The 16,785-nt window shown below is 55.4% G+C and carries 18 protein-coding genes; 13 read left to right on the forward strand and 5 right to left on the reverse strand.

All coding sequences use genetic code 11. The features are described from left to right. Positions 1-374: 374 nt before the first annotated feature. The 4 genes from J2X43_RS18480 (at position 375) to J2X43_RS18495 (ending at position 2,346) form a co-directional block, all read left to right on the forward strand. Complete coding sequence (locus J2X43_RS18480) at positions 375-980, forward strand: hypothetical protein (RefSeq protein WP_310296104.1); 606 nt, start codon at positions 375-377, stop codon at positions 978-980. A 52-nt stretch (positions 981-1,032) separates the two neighbouring features. Continuing rightward, on the forward strand, positions 1,033-1,329 hold the full coding sequence (locus J2X43_RS18485) for a hypothetical protein (RefSeq protein WP_310296106.1): 297 nt from the start codon (positions 1,033-1,035) through the stop codon (positions 1,327-1,329). Positions 1,330-1,399: 70 nt separating this feature from the next. Next, positions 1,400-1,816 (forward strand): hypothetical protein, encoded by a 417-nt coding sequence (locus J2X43_RS18490; RefSeq protein ID WP_310296108.1) that lies wholly within the window; start codon positions 1,400-1,402, stop codon positions 1,814-1,816. A gap of 173 nt (positions 1,817-1,989) precedes the next feature. After that, positions 1,990-2,346: a helix-turn-helix domain-containing protein gene (locus J2X43_RS18495; protein ID WP_310296110.1), complete on the forward strand. Its 357-nt coding sequence runs from the start codon at positions 1,990-1,992 to the stop codon at positions 2,344-2,346. Between the two features lie 16 nt (positions 2,347-2,362). On the opposite strand, the gene J2X43_RS18500 is transcribed toward J2X43_RS18495, so the two are convergent. Further along, positions 2,363-2,935, reverse strand: coding sequence for a hypothetical protein (locus tag J2X43_RS18500; protein ID WP_310296112.1), 573 nt, complete (start codon positions 2,933-2,935; stop codon positions 2,363-2,365). Positions 2,936-3,124: 189 nt separating this feature from the next. On the opposite strand from J2X43_RS18500, the gene J2X43_RS18505 reads away from it, so the two are divergent. The 6 genes from J2X43_RS18505 (at position 3,125) to J2X43_RS18530 (ending at position 9,885) form a co-directional block, all read left to right on the forward strand. Continuing rightward, entirely contained in the window at positions 3,125-3,772 is a 648-nt protein-coding gene (locus J2X43_RS18505; protein ID WP_310296114.1) for a recombinase family protein, read from the forward strand. Positions 3,773-3,869: 97 nt separating this feature from the next. Next, on the forward strand, positions 3,870-5,756 hold the full coding sequence (locus tag J2X43_RS18510) for an ATP-binding cassette domain-containing protein (protein ID WP_310296116.1): 1,887 nt from the start codon (positions 3,870-3,872) through the stop codon (positions 5,754-5,756). After that, entirely contained in the window at positions 5,695-7,047 is a 1,353-nt protein-coding gene (locus J2X43_RS18515; RefSeq protein ID WP_310296118.1) for an ATP-binding protein, read from the forward strand. Before J2X43_RS18510 ends, J2X43_RS18515 begins: the two co-directional genes overlap by 62 nt. Next, positions 7,044-8,177: a hypothetical protein gene (locus J2X43_RS18520; RefSeq protein ID WP_310296120.1), complete on the forward strand. Its 1,134-nt coding sequence runs from the start codon at positions 7,044-7,046 to the stop codon at positions 8,175-8,177. The genes J2X43_RS18515 and J2X43_RS18520 overlap by 4 nt, the downstream gene beginning before the upstream one ends. Continuing rightward, positions 8,174-8,722 (forward strand): phospholipase D family protein, encoded by a 549-nt coding sequence (locus J2X43_RS18525; RefSeq protein WP_310296122.1) that lies wholly within the window; start codon positions 8,174-8,176, stop codon positions 8,720-8,722. The genes J2X43_RS18520 and J2X43_RS18525 overlap by 4 nt, the downstream gene beginning before the upstream one ends. After that, the gene (locus tag J2X43_RS18530) at positions 8,719-9,885 is read left to right on the forward strand and encodes a hypothetical protein (RefSeq protein ID WP_310296124.1); all 1,167 of its coding nucleotides are present in this window, start codon (positions 8,719-8,721) and stop codon (positions 9,883-9,885) included. The genes J2X43_RS18525 and J2X43_RS18530 overlap by 4 nt, the downstream gene beginning before the upstream one ends. 978 nt (positions 9,886-10,863) lie before the next feature. Here the strand turns inward: J2X43_RS18530 and J2X43_RS18535 are convergent. The 3 genes from J2X43_RS18535 to J2X43_RS18545 form a co-directional block, all read right to left on the reverse strand. Next, positions 10,864-11,676 carry a hypothetical protein gene (locus J2X43_RS18535; RefSeq protein WP_310296126.1) on the reverse strand — a complete coding sequence of 271 codons (813 nt, stop codon included), beginning with the start codon at positions 11,674-11,676 and terminating at the stop codon, positions 10,864-10,866. Between the two features lie 502 nt (positions 11,677-12,178). Next, positions 12,179-12,466: a hypothetical protein gene (locus J2X43_RS18540; RefSeq protein WP_112386109.1), complete on the reverse strand. Its 288-nt coding sequence runs from the start codon at positions 12,464-12,466 to the stop codon at positions 12,179-12,181. Positions 12,467-12,630: 164 nt separating this feature from the next. Continuing rightward, positions 12,631-12,840, reverse strand: a complete 210-nt coding sequence (locus tag J2X43_RS18545) for a hypothetical protein (RefSeq protein WP_112386110.1) — start codon at positions 12,838-12,840, stop codon at positions 12,631-12,633. Between the two features lie 239 nt (positions 12,841-13,079). Between J2X43_RS18545 and J2X43_RS18550 the strand changes: the two genes are divergently transcribed. The 3 genes from J2X43_RS18550 to J2X43_RS18560 all read left to right on the forward strand — a co-directional run bounded on the left by J2X43_RS18550 (position 13,080) and on the right by J2X43_RS18560 (position 16,101). Then, entirely contained in the window at positions 13,080-14,843 is a 1,764-nt protein-coding gene (locus J2X43_RS18550; protein ID WP_310296130.1) for a cation:proton antiporter, read from the forward strand. 126 nt (positions 14,844-14,969) lie between these two features. Next, positions 14,970-15,566: a YqaA family protein gene (locus J2X43_RS18555; protein ID WP_310296132.1), complete on the forward strand. Its 597-nt coding sequence runs from the start codon at positions 14,970-14,972 to the stop codon at positions 15,564-15,566. Between the two features lie 19 nt (positions 15,567-15,585). Then, entirely contained in the window at positions 15,586-16,101 is a 516-nt protein-coding gene (locus J2X43_RS18560) for a disulfide bond formation protein B (protein WP_112386113.1), read from the forward strand. A gap of 15 nt (positions 16,102-16,116) precedes the next feature. Here J2X43_RS18560 and J2X43_RS18565 read toward each other — a convergent pair whose 3' ends face one another. Further along, entirely contained in the window at positions 16,117-16,674 is a 558-nt protein-coding gene (locus J2X43_RS18565; protein WP_112386114.1) for an HNH endonuclease, read from the reverse strand. Between the last annotated feature and the right edge of the window lie 111 nt (positions 16,675-16,785).

Below are 16,785 nucleotides of genomic sequence, written 5' to 3' on the forward strand. Positions count from 1 at the left end.
TCTCTCGGAATGATCTTTATGGAGGATGGAGGTGATAGAACCCTCAATCCACCTATACCCAACTTCAAGAATGACCTTGAGGAAACCTTAAAGAGAACGACACCAGCAACGCACAGTCCCGTCATGGACGCTCGACAAATGAGAGTGCGTTGATTGGTCTGAGACCGGTCGTTCGTTCTCGTGGGTGTGGTGACCCTCGGCCCTCTTGTCGCTTTCGTAGCTGACGAGGGGGCCGTTTCATTTCCACGCCCGCCATCATCACTACCCCCTTCAGAGACATTACAATGCACAATCAAACTTCCACGCCTCTGTGGTCGGGCAAATGCGCTCGTCCGCACGTCCGTTTCTCCCCCTTCGTATTGTGAGGGTCACTCATGTGCGTTGACCCAATCAGCCTCATTGGCTTCACGATCAGTGCCGCCTCAACGGCAGTCGGTTTCGTAGGCGAGAGCGCGGCTGCCGATGAGCAGAACCGCATGTACCAAGAGAATGCCCAGCGGGCCAACCAGAATGCCCGCGATCAGATGTTTGCCACTCAGCAGCGCATGCTGCAGGAGCAGGAGGCTGGGGCAGCCGAGAAGATCAACACCATGAAGGAAGCCAGAGCGGCCAAGGCCACGGCCACAGTCGCGGCTGGCGAGAGTGGTGTCAATGGTCTCTCGGTCGAAGCTCTCCTTCAGGAGTTCGATGGCCGCGCTGCCTCCTACAACGACCGCGTGGACCAGAACACCGACTGGACCATGAACCAGCTTAATGCCGAGATGAAGGGCATCAGGGCGAACGCTGAGGACCGCATCAACTCGGTTCAGCGTGCCTCGAAGCCTTCCTTCTGGGACGCTGGTCTCCGCATCATGGGCAGCGGGCTTGACGCCTACAACACCTCTTACGAACGGCAGCAGAAAAACCCTGACACTCGCCAACCTCCTACCGCGTTCGACAAGTGGCTAACTACGCCGATCTTCGCGAAGCGCCGCGGTTGATCGATACCCAGCTCCCTCACCACACTGCAGCACGCGCTGCCATGGAGAACCTATGACTTACCCGCTTATTCGCACCATGACCATCGACGCGCACGACCCGAACATTCCGGTAATCAGCTTTCGCTTTATCGAAATGAACGCGACTAACTACTTCCTCGCCCGTGATGTGGCAGGCTATCTCGACCAGGCTGCCGACGAAGATGGTGATTACCGCTCCGCGCTTGAAGCCGCTAGCGTGTCCTACACAGAGGCGATTGTCAGCGATCGGGAAACTGTCATTGGCCCGGTCGCCGTTGTGACCGAGGCCGCTTATCGCGAGCTGGTGGCCTTCGTAAAGGGACGACCCTGACGCTCTTGCAAACAATCGTCAATCTGAGTGGTGCCCACGCGGTACCACTCGAAGACATCAAGGTAAAAATATGGGTTGGAAATACACCACGCCGGAAGAGGCTGCGGAAGCTCGGCGCGTTTATGCGAGAGAGTACAACCGCCGTAACGGCTGTAAATATAAAGCAAAGAGCCAAGCTAGCCGAAAAGAACGCTACCATTCAGACCCTGACTACCGGGAAAGGCTCATTGCGTTGGGCTGCGCCCGCTACGCAGCGAACCCCGAGCCGACGAAAGCACGAACCCGTGCCGCCTACCCCAAGGTCAAAGCGATGATCACTGCCCGAATGAGATCTATCAAGACGATATTCGAGGCCCTGCCGGAGGAGCAACGAGAGGAGTACGCGCAGTGGCTTCTCATGGTCGCGAGTGGAGACAGCTACACCTCACAGGCAATTGGGGCGGGAAGCATCGACAGCACGTACATGGGCAACTATGCGGGCATCTGATGGTGCAAATGTTCATTACGAAATTCTCAAAGCCCACATCAGATATAGGAAAAACCCAATTCCCCCCGTGGCCCCTTTGCCCGGAGAAATCGCTCGATCCTGTCACTCCGGGCCGCTCTTGACGAGATCGTAACCCTCTGTAATCTCGAAGCATTCCTATCACGAGGACAGCAATGGACGAGAAGCAAGCAGCCCGAAACACCGACCTTAGAGCAGCACTCAAGCTGATGGAAACATTCCGCCATCTCCGCAGCGACATGCCAATGCAGACGGCATCTGCTTTCCTGCTGATAGGTCTCAACCCCGGCATTAGCCAGGGCGAGCTGTTGCGAAAGCTTGGGACCAGCCAAGCGTCGGTATCAAGGAGCGTCCTCGCACTTGGCGAAGTCGATCGGCACGGAAAGCCCGGTCTCGACCTGATCAGGCAGGTTGCTCAGGACGGTCGGCTTTCTGTGCTCTATCTTAACTTCTCAGGTGAGGCGCTGCTAATGAAGTTGCTGGGGGCGGGGAGGACCGACCCAGCTAGGTAAGCCACTCTGCCCGGGGTCACAGAAGGTCAGCCGCTTCCTCTGGCGTTCTCACGTTCATCGCAGGAAACTCTGGGTGGTCGTTTATAATCTTCAGTCGGACGTCACTGGTTACAAAGACGGCGCGTCCCGCATGGTCATGTGCCCAGAGGGCCTGTGCGTCGAGTATCATATTGCGCCATCGCAGATAGGCACCGGTGCCGTGATCCTTAGAGTCCACGCCCTTGGCCGCCGCGTAGTCGGCCCACTCAAAAGATGACGAGGGAAACAGGAGGTTAAAGATAAGACCTTCGCGGGCAGTACCTTCCGACCATCCGTAGAGTGATTTATCGAAGAAAGACATATCCGCTCGTGCGATTGAGGGCAGCAATGGAAGCGAGCCGAAGCCGAGCGAATTCTGGCGCTCTTTAAATTCGCTTATGTTTGCAAGGAAGGTGCCGCCTTTCTGGCGTTCTGAAGCGCTTGATGCAACCAGTGCAAGGTCTGCCTTCCCAGACGCCCCAGCCTCAAGGAGGGCTCGGATATGCGCCGCAGCCGGTCGATCTTCGTCGATATCGATCAAGCAATTCGTGTCGAGGGTGAATGATTTCATAGCGGAAGATTGCCATCGCTTGGAGCGGTTCGTCCATCCCCGAGATCGCTTGCTCCCCAGCCTGAGTCCGAGGTTCTATAAGGTATGCCTTTCGCGTACCAACATTGCAGTGGTTCGATAAATGGTAGTTGACAATTCAAAACGAACCACAAATAAGCGAACCACCTAAACCGAACCAGGTGGTTTTCCATGCATGTCCGTGCCTACCTCCGAGCCAGCACCAAAGATCAAGACGCCGACCGGGCCAAGGATGATTTGCATAGTTTCGCCGAAGCGCGTGGGTTGAAAATCGCGGCGAGCTACGTCGAGAACGAAAGCGGTGCGTCTCTAAAGCGCCCGGAGCTTTTCCGATTGCTTGCTGACTGCCACCCCGGCGATGTTCTCCTAGTGGAACAGGTGGACCGTCTGAGCCGCCTAAACGCCGATGATTGGGAAAAGCTCAAGGCAGAGATCGCTAGCGGTAGAGTGAAGGTCGTCGCACTCGACCTGCCGACATCATGGCTGATGGCGACTGCAAACCGAGACGATATCCACAGCCGCATGATGGACGCTATCAATGGCATGATGCTCGACATGTTGGCCGCTATCGCTCGCAAAGACTACGACGATCGAAAGCGGCGGCAGGCACAAGGCATCGTCAAGGCGAAAGCTCAGGGACGTTACAAGGGCCGTCCGGAAGATGCGAAGCGAAACGAAGGGATTTTGAAGATGCTAGCAGGTGGGATGAGCTGGAACAGCATTGTATCCACAACGGGTTGCTCGCGCTCAACTCTTTCGCGGCTTGCAAAAAAGGCTGGCCGCTCATCGATTGAACAAAACGCGTTTCCGAGGGAGTGATAATGTCTTTTCGGACACGCGTGAGTTCGGCCTGGTCAACAGTGGTCGGCTGCGCTAGTGTACTGGTCAAAGCTTGCTAATCGAACGAAAAGACAGAATGCCCAATTCTCCCGCCCATTCCCCATCCATCAGCGAGACAAAAGTACTCAGCCGCTCCATTAAATCGGGCGAAGCGCACATCCGCCTTTCAAATGGAAAACTATACGTAGCTCGCCGTTATATCCCTGCAGGTGAAGGCGACATTCTTCGTTTTGAGGGGGGCTCAGTCCGTGCGTATGTCAAGAACGACGATAGCTGGGTTGAGATTGGCAAACCTTGGGTTAAGCGAGTCTCCGCCTCGATCGGAGAGGATACGATCGAGATAACCTTCAAGGAAATTGAGACAGCGACCGAGCTACGGCTTTTTGATGCGCTTCGAAAATTTCATTACAGGGGCGGGGGCGGAGCGGGTAGGACAATCCCGTTGATAGCAACGTCTAACCGGTGGGACCTTCCCACCGTGCTAGGCTTTGTGGAGCTATCATCAAGTATGATAGCGAATTCTGCCCGAAAGCGGTTTTTCGACTTTCCCTATCAGGAGCCAAATGGTCCCCGATGGATGAGTTGGGATCGAGCGGCTACAAAGCAATTCTCAAATATAATATGCCGTATATCCCGGTTTGTTATACATCCGGAAATACGCGGGCTCGGATTTGCCAAACTATTCTCAGATGCGGCCAGAGAGTACGCAGGTTCACGCTGGTACTATGGCGGGTTCAAACCGCGATTTCTAGAAATCACGGCAGACATGCTGAGGTACTATCGATTTGTTGACGAGAGCTTCGCTTTGATGGGGCACACCGAAGGCAATGAACACCGCCTGTCAAAGGATATGAAGTACCTTGTGGGAAAGGGATTATCCGAGCAAGGTGCCAAAGCCATGCCGCAGGGCGGCGGCGGGATAATGACGCTCCAGCGGGCCTATGCATCTCAGCTTATTAAGTACATGAGTACGAACAAAAAGAACTTACCCGAAGTTATCGAGTCATTACAATATGACGCAGCAAAGCTTGATCAAGAGACTTGGGAGTCGCTTCATCGAGTAAACCGAAAGCCAAAGCCCACATATACGTCAGGCTTAACCCCCTTTTCCAAAAAGTACGTACAAAATCGGCGCAGAATTCTTGAGCCGCCGCAGCGGAAGAAAGAGGAGAAGCTCCGCCATAGGCCGCAATGGGCTATTCAAGACATCTCGATAACGGGCACCGTCAATATGGCTCAAACTTCGGAGGCAAGATCATTACAAGATGCCTTTGGATTTGTTGGCTCCACACTGGTCACGCCCATAGTGAACGGCCTTTCCTTCACGCTCACTGCAGGAGAAGTTACACTGATCTGCGGTGCAAGCGGCGCTGGAAAGACAATGCTTGTGGACTCCATTCATGCGCTTCTTGAGAACAGAGAACCTCAAGCGGTAAGAGAGAATGTACGTCAACAAGTTCGCGTCGAGGGGCACGTCCAAACAGCTGCCTCTGTCGGCGTGCTCGAAGATCTACCGGCGGAAGCAGCGCCCTTAGACCTACGAGGCAAAGCCTCCTTGGAAGATTTTCTCACCATCACTGCAAAATGCGGGCTAGCGGAACCCCAGTTGTTTGTTCGGCCCATATTAAGCCTAAGCTCTGGCCAAAGATATCGGCTGCAGGTCGCCCTCGCTTTCTTGAAGAAGCCTGAGGTCCTTATTATTGACAACTTCTGCGAGCCGCTTGATCGCTACACTGCAATTGCTGTAATTAAAGGCGTTAAAGGTCTATCTCACGAGTTGAATGTTGCAGTCGTCGCAGCGACAGCTTCTTATGAACGAGTGCTGGACTTGCTTGATCCCGATCAATCTGTCCTCCTGCGGCGGGGCGATGACCCGATCGTGGTGAACCGAGGAGAACGGATTGCGCTACACAAAGGTTTTCACACAGAGCCGATTTCAGACTCGCGCTCAAAACAATTTTAAGGTCGATAACAAAGAAAAAGGCGTGTTTCTCGGCAACAGAAGCGGAGATCAACAGCGCTCGGCTTTAGTGGGGAAGGTGCTAGAGCAGGGGAAAATCGCCAACGTACTGGATTTCAGCCTCTTCTGCGATGTCTCCTTCCCTCATGTGATCGGCATATTTGGGAGTCGAGGCAGCGGAAAAAGCTTTGATTTGGGTGTTTTGATCGAGGGAATTTTCCTGTCAGACACACTCACACCGTCATCGGTAACTGACGCTGCGATTGTCTTCGACGTTCAGGACCAGTTCTGGACACTAGGATACAGCCCCCAGTCTTCATTGGATGTTGATCAGGAACAGTTGCGAGATTTGAAGCGCTGGGGTTTGGAGCCCTGCGCAATTCCAAACGTGAGAGTGCTCGTTCCGGACGCGAGCGATACATCCGTGCCGCATGCTATTCCTTTTTCCCTTTCAGCGGACCAACTTTCAGTCAGTGACTGGTTAGCCATACTAGAGCTTGAGCGTTTTAGCGCGATGGGCCAAGCCTTGCTGGCTTTGCTCGAAGAAGGCGGCGCCCTTCCTCCGGGCCAGCTCGCGGATAGTTGTGCAGGCAGCCCCGCCATGTCCCGGTTTCAGCAAGCTACTGTTGACGGGTTGAGCTGGCGCCTGAGGGGTCTTGAGGCCAGTGGCGTCATAAAGAACACGGGACTACTGATAGACGAGCTTCTTCGCCCAGGAACACTTTCCGTGGTGCTGATGAGAAATCTCGATGACGCAGTTAGGGGGCTCATCGTGGGGGTAATTTCCCGCTTGGTCTCTGATCGAATGGGCCGCGTTCAACAGTCCCGAAAGGTGGCTATGCGCACCGGCGCGGCTGCGGAAGACACCTCCAACCTTACCGGTAGGCTATGGATGGTTTTGGATGAAGCGCATGTCCTCGTGCCCAATGACGGAGCGACGGCGGCAACCGCACCTCTGATAGACTATGTGAAGCGCGGTAGAGATGCCGGGCTTTCTTTAGTCTTCGCTACTCAACAGCCGTCTGCAGTTAACACGAAGCTCATGAGCCAAGTAGACCTGACGTTCACCCACATGCTTGGATTTGACGCCGACCTGAATGCAGCCGTTGCGCGCATGCCGACACGGAGCACCGTTGATTATGACGTTGACAATGAAAAGGCGAACTCGATCAGCGACGTCATACGCAGCCTAGGCCCTGGTGAGGCTATCATGGCTGATAGTTCCAGTGGCCGTGTTTTGGTGGCGCGTATACGCCCTCGTGTCACGGCACACGGCGGAGCTACACCAAAGTGACCTACACAGGTTCCAGAACCGATGCAGAAAGCAGCCTCGCGAGCGCTCTGTCGCGGCAGATTGGTTACACGAGTGCCGCTTACAGCCTTCCACGGATACTCTCCGTCCTCGATTTTTTTAGAGATAAGCCATCTGGTTACAAGCAAGAGGTGTTAGCATTCTTAAAGGCCCTCCAAGTCGACACTGACGGCTCGGATGGATATCTCGAAGAGGTGATAAACTTTGCGGTCGCCATGAAGCTCGTCGAAGTGGTCTCAAGTTCGCAAGCCACCCTTCAGAGACTGGCACCAACAGAGACGGGTCGTTCGGTTTCAGGCGCGCTCGCGACCGGCGATGACGGCTTTGCTCGGTACTTCATCGCAAGAACGGTTCTCATTGCGGACGCTGACTACATCTTTCCCGTCCTTAAGCACTGCGCAGCCAACCAAAATGGGGAGGACATCAAAGCTTACTTCCTCAGCTTCCAACATAATCTGCGCCTGCGGCGGAGTGAATGGCTTCGTGGCGCATTCCCGGAGCGAGTCCTTTTCACCCGAATAGCCGACATGTTAGGTTGGCTCCGTAGAGGCAAAGGCCCTCTAGCGGACTATGAAGTCGAAAAGCTTACGCTCAACACGGCGCGACATCACACCACCCCACGCCTAGGGTGGCTAATCTACCTTGGCTTAATCGACGGTGAGCGGCGGATCACTTCGTTGGGCCGAGATTTGGTCACTGCGCTCGAAACCGAACATGGGTATTTCTGGCTCGGCCCGCCGTCAGGCGTGCAAGAGGCCCTTAAAATTCCTCCCGACATATGCGTGCACGGGCCGTTCGAGGACACGTTCACACTCTCTGCATTTGAGAGTCGTTCCCCTACCGATGCTGAGGTCGCTAGGCTAATTGATCGCCTTGCGCATGTGATGTTGGAAGGCTACCCCGCAGCTAAACTTGTGCATGCACCACAAGCCTCATTAGTACTTTCGATAGAATTTATTCGTTATAGTGGCTACATAGAGCGGAAAGACTACCACTGGGAGTCTGTCCTCGATCAATTCTTCATCACGAAGAAAGCCGAGTTCGAACGTTTTTCAGCTAAGCGTGGACAAATCGGATTTTACCGGCCCAAAGGAAGCGCCGAGAAGACATGAGCGACAAAAAGAGCCGAGTTACTTTCCAAGAAGTTTACTACACGCGTGAATTCAAGAAGCGGTTCTTTTCTTCTTTAAGCGACGAAATAAAGCACGCTGTTATCTGCTCACCATATTTCGACAAACTGCCAAAACCGTTTGAAGACATCATGGGCTTTTGCTTGTTTCTTAAGAAACGCGGCGCTCAGACCATCCATGTGATTACGCGTCCTCCTGGCGATGATAAGCAAGCCATGACGGTGGAAATGGCCCATCGGCTTGCCGCCGAAGAAATCGAGATTTTCATTCGAACAACGCCATACCTCCACGCCAAGATGTATCATTTCGAATACGTCAGAGGCAACTTCCGCAGCTTCGTCGGGTCAGCGAACTTCACGATGGGTGGCTTCGAGCGGAACCATGAGCTTGTTACTGAGATCGAGGGCGTTGGAGAGACCAGCCCTTGCCACCGAGAAATTCAGCGGATGCAAGCCATCGGAGGCGCAATGCCTTTTGCTGCTTGGATCGCGAGGGGTCAGCCAGCTGGCGAAAAGGAAAGACCATGACAACACTTGAACAGTTTGAGCTTTTAAACGATCCGTTCCCGATTGTTCCGGACGGTCCCGTACATAACTGGGCGGGTCGTGAAGATCTAAAGGAAGATTTGATCGACCTAGTGAAGGGTGTCCGCGCTCGTGACATTGGCGTCACTGAATTCGTCGTGCTTTTCGGAGAACTGGGTGCTGGCAAAAGCCATGCTCTCCGCTTCCTTAAGACATTGATTGACGATGAAAGCAGCAAACAGACCGGCGAATTTAAATCACTTGCACTCTACGTCGAGCGACCTCGCGTTGCTACGAAGCTGAATTTCTTGGAACTGCATAAGTACATTGTGCGCATTCTAGGCCGAGATCGGATTAAGTTTTTCTGCGGTCAGGTCAAAGAAAAGTTCGACGCGATCCTCAATGAACTCGCGACGGAAGCGGGTTACGGGAACGTAAACAATAAGGCTTCTTTCTTCGAGTCAGCTGTCGAGAAAATCGTCCCCAATGATCGAGCGATGGTTCGCCTGCTGATGCGGGGGGCATCCGACGACGCAAAGATCTTCGAATTTCTGATCGGCAATGAGAGATGTGATGGAAACGAGTACGAAGGCAAAATTGACTCAGACTTTATGGCAGCGAAAATCCTGTCTGACTTCTTCCGCGTGTTGACATCCGAATTGAGACCGAAAGAGCGTATAGTCGAGTCGGTCTATCTGTTTATTGATGAGTGTGAAGTCCTCATAGATGCGAAGATAAGCGAGAGCGATCTGGTTTTCAGCGGCTTCAGGGAACTCATCAACGAGCTTCCTTATCGTTTTGGAATGATCCTGAGCTTCTCGGTCGCTACTGCTCTAATCGAAGCAATAATGCCTAATCACCTACTAAAACGGATGACCCGTAATTACGTAGAAGTCCCGATGCTCGAAGATGACGATGCTGTGCGCTTTTTGCGTGATCAGATTAACTTCCATCGCCCTCCAAACTCGGGCGAGGCAGGGACGTTCTATCCGTTCACTGAGGAGGCGCTTCGTTATATAGTGGCAAATACCAACCCCGTCACGCCGAGAAACCTTTTCATGGACTGCAAACGCGTATTGGAGCGTGCAATACGCCGCTACTCCCTCCAACCAGGTGACGTGATTGAGCGCGAGATGGCTGAGAAAATCCTTCAGGGAATTCGCTGACGTCCCATTCACAGACAATCGAAATTGAGGTCAGCTACGCCGAAAAGCTGACCTCTATATAGCGGTTCGAGGCGATGCCGCAGCATCGGTCAGCCTTGCTACTGTTACATTGATCTGCTACAGAACACGGGCAGATGATCTGCCTAAGTCATTGAATTTTAAGAGACTGCCGAGGGGTATCGACCCCGGCATGGGGCACCACTTTACTTTGCGGCCTTTGATTTCACTGCGGAATTCACGATATTCCCCGCACTGGGATCTAGGTGCGGGGAAAGTTCTTTCTCGATCTGTTCTGCAACCAGCTGAAATTTTTGACGCCGATCCGCGCGGTTTACGCTACAGGGAGCGGATAACTACCCAAACGGGCGGCCTTGGAGCAGCGTTCTCGCGAAGGCGCCATGTTTCGCGCCAGGAGCATCCCTGCGTAGCGCGATCAAGTATGCGGATCAAACCAACCGGTCATGCTGCGGGCATCATGCAGGCTGATACGGGCACTCTCCCGCCATTTATCAATTAGGATCTCTGCATGCTGAAAGGCTCACCAGGGCGGCGAGTACTTAGAGTCCCTTTTTGACTCTGCAAATATCGGCAATGGAAGCAAGCCGCCTAGCAGCGCCAAGAGCACCTTCTGATGGGAAGCGTGGAAGACATTGTCTTCCTACGCCAGCAAGATCAAGTCGCTCGCATATTAACCGGACAGCGTTTTCCGAGCGCCGAGCGAAACCAACGCGGATGGGCTTTCTTCTCTTTCCTCAGCGCGACAATGAGGATGTCTTCTCTCATCTCGACTTCAGCCAAAATGCGGACGGAAGCCGCATGACGAATTGTCCGGGATTCTATCGGGCCGTCCTCGCAAGAATTCCGATGGCTACGTCTCCGTGGCCGTCAGGATCAACACGAGAAACGATCTGGAATTTGCCTGTCGCCTGACATCGCCTCGAAGAGCGATATTTCCCCTCAGTTGTCGGGTGCTGGACGTTAGTCAATCAGAAACTCGGCATCGAATAGCCGGTAGTGCTTATCAAGGGAGTTAACCTTCCACTCTTCCTTTCCGAACCCCTCGATGGAAAATGCCATGGAGGTCATCACATAATGCTGCGATGAGGGAGTACGTGTCTCGACGTAAGGCGTAAAGTAATGCATCTCTCGATCATTCCCGCCAAAGAAATCCTGAGCAAAAAGAAGGTTGTTGGAGTCGAGGAAATGCTCTCTGCCGTCGATCGTCACCTTTACTGCTTGGTGACCAGTATTGATAACGGCTTCAGTATCGAAATCGAGATGATCCAAGAACGATGCGAGCATCAATGTGAAGTCGGTACAACAGCCGATGTCGCTTTTCGTCATCGCCGTGAAGGAAAGGTCTCCAATAGATGTGAAGTTGGTTTCCTGGTTGATCGAGACACAGCCGACTTTCGCATCATTAGGGGCCGGGTTGCCGAAATCATAAAAGCCAGCGACGACCAGCATAGCTCCTATCGCAAGATCTCTTCGGTCTCCATATCGGTGATAAGTGGCAGCCATTGGCTCAAGTCGAGACCACATGGCGTCCATGGAGGCCGACGACTTCTTAACGCGCCGGATTTCGCTGATCTTCTCTAGGTACGGATTGTTCTCTGGAATGATTTCTATGCGTGCCGAGTCAATCTGAGATTGAGAACGGTAACGGTATTTTTGGAGTTTTTTCACTTCGGTCTTCAACACGGAAAGCTGTTGCTTGGCAAAGATGCCCCAAGCGCCGACAGCTACGACGGCAACCAAAAGACAGCCGATAACAAAATAGCTCTTTCTCATGGGTGCGCTCGGTTACGACGGGAACCAAATGCCTAAGCTACGCTTTATAAACGCGCGTCAGCCGAATTGGTTCCAGCTGGTCCGTCGATGCTTTTTTTCTTCGGCGCGTTCGCCACTTATGGGGGAGGGTTTGGAGGCGGCTAGAGCTACGAAGGCTCTCGCAGACAAAAAGGTTCGGCGCGCCCAGTCGCTCAGCGATGAGGCTGCTATTTGCCGTGTAGTTTACTTAGCGCTTCTATATTTTCTTGGGCTGCGGCAATTCAGAAGAGCGGTCTCAGAGATTTGGACAGAAGAGTTAATTAAAATATGTGTGCTCAGAAACTGTTGGCGATTGGAAAATTCGACGCCGAATTCAAAAAGACATGCAAACCCACCTCGACTGTCTAAGTATTTTGAAAATGCCGCAATATTCTGCAACGGCATGGGGCACCACCTCCCGGAAAAGCAGCCCTCAGGGCTGCGTCCCGTAGCGTGCCTGCGAAGCCTGCCGAACCGTCTGCGTCTACTTGTTCTTCAGCAGCCACATCTTGCCGGCCATGGTGATGCCGTAGACATCCTTGGCGGCGTCGGTGTCGAGGTTGCGGCGCTCGATGAGGCCGGATCCGCTCAGTTCTTCGATCGACTTGGGCGTCACGGACTTGATCTTCTGCGGACGCTCTTTCCACCGGTCGTTCTTTGCGTAGGTCACGGTGGCGTTCTCATGAGTCCACTTGTTCGTGGCCTGGGGATGAAGGTCGCCATCCTTGGCAAGCTTCAGCGCAGAGATGAGGGCGGGGGTAAGTTCGATCATAATTGTAAAAGGCCTGTTTTAAGTTTCTGAGGGGGCCTTAGCACATATTTGGCGAACACCCTCAAAAAAGCGGCCGGATTCGTATTTTTTGCAAAATTACGCGGCAATTCGGTTACCACCGCCTCATAACAGGCCAGCGGCAAGGACCCTGCCGAATGCCGTTCCTAGTGGATCAGCTGTATCCGTATCTCTTCCTTCGCAGCGAAGGAGCGGCATTCATCGAGATCATCGCCAACGAAGATGACGTCGCCGTCGGCGTCGAAGACGCCCCAGCAGGCCTCATCCTCGAGAAAGACCTCCCTGACATAGCCGAATTCGACAGTATCATCGCAGTAGTGGCTGGCGGCCGCCGCAACAGTTCCTAATTCTCGCATGGAATTCTCCAATGAGATGGCATCGACTGTTTTAGTGCGAGCTCATATTGAGCGCCGAAACTGGCTTCAGGCTGTTGCAACCTTGAGGGAATGCTTGCGCGAGGTCTCATTCCAGATATCGCGCAGGCACATTTCCTGCCAAAATTCCTGCGCACCGCGACCATGCTGTCCAAATCAAGTGTTTAATTTTGCTTGCCCTTCGTTCAAAGTGGCGCCGCAACGAACGGCAAGGGGACGACGTGCATCAGGAAGCAGGCCTTATCGCAACAGTCGCCGTAAGCTTCGTCTTTGCGGCGGTGCTCGGCTATGTCGCAGACCGGCTGCGGCTGCCGCCGCTGGTCGGATATCTGATGGCCGGGATCCTGATGGGGCCATTCACGCCCGGCTTCGTTGCCGACACAGGACTGGCAAGCCAGCTTGCAGAAATGGGCGTCATCTTGCTGATGTTCGGCGTCGGCCTGCATTTTTCGGCGAGCGACCTTCTGGCCGTGCGCGGCGTGGCGGTTCCAGGCGCCATCATCCAGATCCTGCTTGCGACACTGCTTGGCGTGGCGCTCTGCTCCTATTGGGGTTGGAGCCTGGGAGCCGGGATCGTTTTCGGCCTCAGCCTCTCTGTCGCCAGCACCGTTGTGCTTCTGAAAGCCCTGGAAGAGCGAAATCTTATCAACACGGCCAGCGGCCGCGTCGCGATCGGCTGGCTGATCGTCGAAGATCTGGCAATGGTGCTGGCGCTCGTGCTGCTTCCGGCGCTCGCCGAGCTGCTGGGCGGTCACGCGAGCGATGCGGTCGCTCATGGCGCGGGTCTGCCCCTGCCGCTGACGATCGTATTGACGTTGGTGAAAGTCGCCGCGTTCGCCATCATGGCCGTCGTGCTCGGCCCCAAGGTCGTGCCCTGGCTTCTGACCCTCGTGGCTCGCACCGGCTCGCGCGAGCTCTTCACCCTGACGGTTCTGGCGATCGCGCTCGGCATCGCCTTCGGGTCGGCGGCGATCTTCGGCGTTTCCTTCGCGCTCGGCGCCTTCTTCGCCGGCGTCGTCATGAGCGAGTCCAACCTCAGCCATCGCGCCGCCGCAGATTCCCTGCCGCTCCAGAATGCCTTCTCGGTGCTGTTTTTCGTTTCGGTCGGGATGCTTTTTAACCCCTCGATCCTGCTGCAGGAGCCGATGGCAGTCTTCGGTGCGCTGGCGCTGATCATCATCGGCAAGGGGATCATTTCCTTCGGTATCGTCATGCTGCTGCGCTTCCCTGTCGGTATGGGGCTGACGGTGGCGGGCGGTCTGGCGCAGATCGGCGAATTCTCTTTCATTCTTGCAAGCCTCGGCGTCTCCCTCGGCCTCATGCCGAAAGAGGGACAGGATCTCATCCTCGCAGCCGCCATTCTGTCGATCACGCTCAATCCGCTGGTCTGCCTCGCAGCCGAGGTCGCGCACAAGCGCGTCCACAAGAAGTGGCCGCATCTCTACGACGGCTATGGCCGCAAGCGCCTTGATGTGCTGGGGCGCGAGCTCGAGAAGAACCGGCTGCTCGGCGAGGAGCGCGAGCGCGAGCACCAGCTGGAAATGCAGAAGCTGGTCGAGACCTTCCCGATGTTTGCGGAGGTCGACGAGCATTCGCAGGAAGAGCTGCTGCTCCTCTTCCGGCCGAAATCCGCGCTCCCCGGCGAACGCGTGGTCCGCAAGGGCGATCGCGGCGACGGCATGTATTTCATCTCCTCGGGCGCCGTCGAAGTGCGCGTCAATGGCGGGCCTGTCCGGCTCGAGCCGGGCTCGTTCTTCGGCGAGATGGCGCTGCTCTCGGGCGGGCGCCGCACGGCCGATGTCATTGCCATCGATTTCTGCCAGTTCCTCGTTCTGGAACGCCGCGATTTCAACATGTTCACGGCACGCCACCCGGCTTTGAGGGCCGCGGTCAGTGATATGGCGCGCGAACGCACGGAAATGAACGTGATGCGCGCCAAACGCGCCGCCCATCCCGAACCGCGCGAGCCTTCGGCCGAAACCTGAACACGGTCATCTGCCGCCGGATCACGAAAAATTTCACCGCCGGCGCCACTATCATTGCCACAGTGAGCATTTACAGCGCCTAACCCGCCGCCTAATGCTCTTGCACCGCAGCACGAAAGGAATGGAATGCTCCGCAGACTTTACGACTGGACCATGTCTCTCGCCGCCCGCAAGTCGGCCGAAGTCTGGCTCGCCGTTATCGCCTTCGTCGAAAGCTCTGTCTTTCTCGTTCCGGCTGATGTCCTTTATCTGCCGATGGCGCTTGCCAAGCCGGAGCGCGCCTATCGCTACGCTTTGGTGGCCACCGCCGCCTCCGTGCTCGGCGGCATCGCCGGCTGGGCGCTCGGCTATTACGCCTATGATGCGCTCGCCCGTCCTGTCCTGGAATTTTACGGCAAGCTCGAAGCCTTCGAGCAGCTCAGGGTCTATATCCATGACGAGTGGGAAATCCTGCTGCTGCTTCTGGTGACATCGGGTCTGGCGCACCTGCCGCCGATCAAGATCGTCACCATTCTCGCCGGCGTCATCCACATGAACCTCGGCTTCTTTGTCATCTCGGCGATCGTCGCCCGCGGCGCGCGCTTCTTCTTCCTCGCCTGGCTGCTACGCCGCTACGGCGAGCCGATCCGCCATTTCATCGAGAAGCGTCTCGGCCAGATCGCCGCTATCGCGGCAGTCGTGCTGATCGCCCTCGGCGTTGCCTACAAGCTCATTGCCCACTGAAACTCCGCGGAGCCCCGCCATGACTGCCATTGCCCCATCCGTCAGCCGTCCGGTCTTCATCTATTCGCTGGTCCTCGCCGTCGCCATGGCGGTCGTCGTCGGCACGGCGCTCGGCTTCCAGTATATCGGCGGCTACATCCCCTGCGCGCTCTGCCTGATGCAGCGCCAGCCCTATTATTACGCCATTCCGATCGCACTCCTTGGCGCGGTCGGTTCGCTCTTCGGCCTCCCGAACTGGATGTCGCGTGCGCTCCTCCTTGCAGCCGGTGCCCTGATGGTCGTCGGCGCCGGCATGGGCGTCTATCACTCAGGCGTCGAATGGCACTTCTGGGCCGGCCCCACGACCTGCTCGACGACGGCAGGCAGCATGACGCAGAATGCCGGCGATCTGCTGACCGAACTCAACACCATCAAGGGACCATCCTGCACCGACGCGGCTTTGCGCGTGCTCGGCCTGTCCTTTGCGGGCTGGAACGTGATTGCAAGCCTCGTGCTCGCGGCCTTCGCCTTTATCGGCGTCCGCAAGTCGGCCTGAGAAAGGCGGCTGCCGTTACGGCTGCAGTTCGGTATCCCAGTAGAGATAATCGAGCCAGCTGTCGTGCAGATAGTTGGGCGGGAAAAGGCGGCCGTTATTGTGCAGATCCTGCACGGTCGGCTGGTACGGCTTTTGGTGTGGGACCATGCCTGCCTGCTTCGGTAGCTTGCTGCCCTTCCTGAGATTGCAGGGAGAGCAGGCCGCCACGACATTCTCCCAGGTCGTCTCGCCGCCATGGGCGCGCGGGATGACATGGTCGAAGGTCAGGTCGTTGTGATCGCCGCAATACTGGCATTCGAACTTGTCCCGAAGGAACACGTTGAAGCGCGTGAATGCGGGATTGCGCGATGGCTGAACATAGGTCTTGAGGCAAACGACACTGGGTAGCCGCATCGAAAAGCTCGGCGAAGAAACCGAGTGTTCGTACTCTGCGATGATATTCACACGGTCAAGGAAGACCGCCTTGATCGCGTCCTGCCAGGACCAGAGCGACAAGGGATAATAACTCAAAGGCCTGTAGTCAGCGTTCAGAACGAGCGCCGGCAGGGCCTGGGGGGAGACTGCAATCGTCAAGGGACTCTCCTGATCGATTCGGCATCTGCATCCTTATATTAGGCCGGTTGTGACAGCCTTGTGAAGTCCAATAAATTCAGTCAATAACGGCAATTCGATGAGTGTTGCCGA

The organism is Rhizobium sp. BE258, from assembly GCF_031457345.1.
Classification (GTDB): domain Bacteria; phylum Pseudomonadota; class Alphaproteobacteria; order Rhizobiales; family Rhizobiaceae; genus Rhizobium.